The following is a 4466-nucleotide window of genomic DNA, read 5'->3' as shown; positions in this document are numbered from 1 at the left end:
CAGGTGCAGTTGCTTGCGGTCGCTGCGCCAGACGAACTGCACCTGGCTCACGCGGTCGTTGTGGTCGAGCATGAACCAGTTGCCCACCTCCAGCTCGTGGGCCCATGCCAGCATGTCTTCGGCCGGAACGCCGCCCACGGTGTCGGCCACGACCTCGATCGAGGCTGCATCCACGCCCAGCAGCAGTTCGATGCTGGTCGCATCGAGCGGCAGGCTGGAGGCGCCGCCGTCGTCGGTGACGAAATCTTCCAGGTGCGCGAGGCGCTCGGCCATGGCCTCGATCTTGGCCGCGGGAATGGCCTCGGTCTTCGACAGGAAGGCGTCGGACAAGGTGGCGCCGATGGCCTTGATGTGGGCTTCCTGCGGCTCGTCGATGATGCCCAGCAGGTTCATGCCCAGGCGCAGGCGCTGCAGCAGCTGCGGCAGGTCCTGGATCACGCGGGCGCGGTCGGCGCGGTTGGGCTTGGCGCTCGCCGCCCACACCAGCTCGGAGGCCACGCGCTTGAGCATCACCGTCTGCTCGCCCTGGGCGCCGTAGCGCAGCGCGGCAATCGCCAGCACCTCGGCCCAGACCTTGAAGAGGAACTCGCGGATCTCCTCGCGCACCGGCATGTCGTTGAGCATCTTGCGCAGCTCGATGGTGTACTGGATCGCCATCGTTTCCTTCTGCTCGACCTGCTGCGCCACGCTCATGACGCGCTGGGTGGCGTCGCTTTGCGTGAGRTAGCGGTTCAGGAAGGCCACGAACTCGTCGAACACCAGCTTGAAGACGCGCTGGCCGGTTTCGGGATACTGCTCGATCACCTGCACCACGCGGCGGATCTCGCCCTCGAGCGCACTGCCCGAGATGGCCGCGGCATCGAAGCCCATCACGCAGGAGCCCATGCGGTCGATCAGCATGCGCGCCGGGTGCTGCAGCGTGCCGAAGAACTCGGGCTCGGCAATGGCCACGCGCAGCACCGGCATCTGCAGGCGCGCAAACCACACGCGCGCCGAGAAGGGAATGCGCTCCTCGGCAAGGATGGCCTGGAACATGAGCGCGACGATCTCGACCGTGGCCTTGTCGGCGGTGGTGGGCGCCTTTTTCTTGAGCTCCGCGCTGCGCCGCCGAAGGTCGACCGAGGCCTGCTGGATGAGGGTGGCCTGCTCCGCGGCGCCCGGCACCGAGCCCTGCATGTACTGCGTGGCGGCGGCCCGGTAGGCGGCTTCGGCCTCGGCGATCATGCCGGCGAAGGTCTGGGAGACGGCACGCGGGGCAGCCGCACCGGTCGCGCCGGACCCCGCGACGGCCGCATGGCCGTCCATTCCCGTGGTCGTCATCGAAGCCGAAGGCGAGGCCGGCGTTTCCGCGCCGATGCGCGCGGCGACAAAGCGCTTGAGGCTCAGCAGCGCCGTCTGCGCACGCTGGCGCGCGGCCAGCAGCGGCGAGCCGCCCGTGGTGAAGGCCGGCGCGGACGGCGCGAACGCCCCCCGTGCCTGCGGGGATGTATCGGCACCGCCCTGGCGCTGCACGGCCCCTGCGGGCCGCGTGGCGCCGCCGGCATGGGGCGAGGCCGGCATCGTGGCCGGCCCGGTGGCGCCGCCGCCGGTGGTGCTGCTGCCGGTGCGGCGCACGAAACTCTTGAGATCGATTTCGGGCATCACGCCCTGCGAAACCAGGAAGGCGTTGGCGTCTTCGTAGGCCTTGACGACCACGCCGACCAGCTGCTGCTGCACGGTGTCCTGCACGCGGGCCCAGAGCGCGCGGCTCAGGCCGGCCGCCAGCCACTGGTCCACCAGCAGCCGGGCCAGGGTTTCGGGCCTGAGCACGTCGTGGGCGTCGAGTTCTGCGGTGCCTTCCAGGAACTGGATGCGCAGCCGCAGGTCGCTGAGTTCGAAGCTGGCCTTGTCGTGGATCAGCTGCGCCAGGCGCGACGACAGGATGCTGCTCTCCATGGCATCGTCGCCGATGAGTTCGAGTCGCAGCTTCGCGGCCGGCGCGGCGGGCACCGCACCTGCTGGCGCGTCCACCGACTTGCGCCAGCCCGCCTGCGCGAGCGACACCCATTGCGAGGCCTGGCCCTGGAACGCCACGAAGTCGTCGCGGCTCTCCTGCATGGCGCGCGCACTGCCGATTTCCGAGGCCTGCTGCGTCAGGCGGTCCCGTATCGCCTGCGCCAGCGGGACGATGACGCCCTCGGTGGCGCGAACGAAGCGCTCGCGCGTCTCGCGTGCGAGCTGCAGGGAGGAAGCGGACCGCGCGGTGCTCATTGAAGGATCAGGAAGGCCAACGGGACTCTATTTTTCGGCGAAAGCCGAGAGCTTGCATCGGCAAGCGCCACCGCACAAGTGTGCATCACCTGCGGCATGGCGGCGGGCTTTGCGCAACGCGTCCCGTTGATCCGGCGCAATCAGACCACGGCGCCGGCGTTCGGGTCGTCCTCGGAGCCGCCGTCGCGCTTGGCCGGGCCGCCCTTGATCAGGTCTTCGCGCTTGATGCCCAGCCACATGGCAATGGCCGCCGCCACGAAGCAGGACGAGTAGATGCCAAAGCAGATGCCGATGGTCAGCGCCAGCGCAAAGTAGTGCAGCGTCGGGCCGCCGAAGAAGAACATCGAGAGCACCACCAGCTGCGTCGAGCCGTGCGTGATGATGGTGCGGCTGATGGTCGAGGTGATCGCGTTGTCGATGATCTCGACGGTGTTCATCTTGCGGTAGCGCCGGAAGTTCTCGCGCACCCGGTCGAAGATCACGACCGATTCGTTGACCGAGTAGCCCAGCACCGCCAGCACCGCCGCCAGCACCGCGAGCGAGAACTCCCACTGGAAGAAGGCGAAGAAGCCCAGGATGATGACCACGTCGTGCAGGTTGGCGAGCACGGTGGCAAGCGCAAACTTCCATTCGAAGCGGATGGCCAGGTAGATCATGATGCCCACCACCACCATGCCGAGTGCCTTGAGCCCGTTGGTGGTGAGCTCCTCGCCGACCTGCGGGCCGACCACCTCGATGCCGCGCTGCGTGGCCGAGGGATCGACCGACTTGAGCGCCTGCATGACCTGCGCGCTCTGYTGGTCGGAGCTCATGCCCTTTTGCGCCGGCAGGCGGATCTGCACGTCGCGCGAGGTGCCGTAGCTCTGCACCTGCACGTCGGGGTAGCCGAGCTTGCCGATGGCCTCGCGCACCTTGCCGATGTCGGCGGACTGCTGGTAGGCCACCTCCATCACGGTGCCGCCCGTGAACTCCACCGACAGGTGCAGCCCGCGGTGCAGCAGGAAGAACACCGCCAGCGCGAAGGTGACGAAGGAGACGATGTTCAGCACCAGCGCGTGGCGCATGAACGGGATGGTCTTGTGGATGCGGAAGAATTCCATGGCGCTTGTCCTTGACCTTTACTTGCCTTCAGCCACGGCAGTGCCGTCGGTCTTGGGGCGCCAGACCGTGCCGATCGACACCGTCTTGAGCTTCTTCTTCTGGCCGTACCAGAAGTTCACGAGGCCGCGCGAGAAGAACACGGCGGAGAACATCGAGGTGACGATGCCGATGCAGTGCACCACCGCGAAGCCGCGCACCGGGCCCGAGCCGAAGGCCAGCAGCGCGATGCCCGCGATCAGCGTGGTCACGTTGGAGTCGAGGATGGTGCCCCAGGCGCGGTCGTAGCCGGCGTGGATGGCCGCCTGCGGCGAGGCGCCGTTGCGCAGCTCCTCGCGCACGCGCTCGTTGATCAGCACGTTGGAGTCGATGGCCACGCCGATGGCCAGCGCCATGGCCGCGATGCCGGGCAGCGTGAGCGTGGCCTGCAGCATCGAGAGAATGGCCACCAGCAGCATCAGGTTGACGGCCAGCGCGATCGACGAGAACAGGCCGAACAGCGCGTAGTAGGCGCACATGAACACCATGATGGCCAGGAAGCCATACATCACGCTCTTGAAGCCCTTCTCGATGTTGTCGGCGCCCAGGCTCGGGYCGATGGTGCGTTCCTGGATGATCTCCATCGGCGCGGCCAGCGAGCCGGCGCGCAGCAGCAGCGCGAGGTCGGCGGCCTCGGCCACGGTCATCGAGCCGGAAATCTGGAAGCGGTTGCCGAGTTCGCCGTTGATCGACGGGGCCGTGAGCACTTCGCCCTTGCCCTTCTCGAAGATCAGCATGGCCATGCGCTTCTTGTAGTTCTCGCGGCTCACGTCGCGCATGATGCGGCCGCCCTTGGCGTCCATGGTCAGGTCGACCTTGGGCTGGTTGCTCTGCTGGTCGAAGCCGGGCTGCGCGTCGGTGAGGTTCTCGCCGGTGACCAGCACCTGCTTCTTCACGATCACCGGGCGGCCGTTGCGCTCGAGGAATTTCTCGGAGCCGAAGGGCACCGGCCCGCCGCTCAGCTCGGCCGCGCGGCCTTCGGCGCTTTCGTCGACCAGGCGCATCTCGAGCGTGGCGGTGCGCCCCAGGATGTCCTTGGCCTTGGCCGTGTCCTGCACGCCGGGCCGCTGCACCACGAT

General features: G+C 67.9%; 3 protein-coding genes. All 3 read right to left on the bottom strand.

The window, feature by feature from the left end; genetic code table 11:
- A partial coding sequence (locus tag AC1DOC_RS20920; protein ID WP_478130411.1) for a DUF1631 family protein occupies nt 1–2250 on the bottom strand: 2250 nt, incomplete at its 3' end.
- Between the two features lie 140 nt (nt 2251–2390).
- A complete protein-coding gene (gene secF / locus AC1DOC_RS20915) occupies nt 2391–3350 on the bottom strand; it encodes a protein translocase subunit SecF (RefSeq protein ID WP_015867857.1) in 960 nt (319 codons plus the stop codon).
- An 18-nt stretch (nt 3351–3368) separates the two neighbouring features.
- A partial coding sequence (gene secD, locus AC1DOC_RS20910) for a protein translocase subunit SecD (RefSeq protein ID WP_478130410.1) occupies nt 3369–4466 on the bottom strand: 1098 nt, incomplete at its 5' end.

The organism is Variovorax sp. 01T439_2, assembly GCF_056398445.1.
Note: the sequence above shows the minus strand (reverse complement) of the source record. Positions and strands in the feature narration are given on the sequence as shown.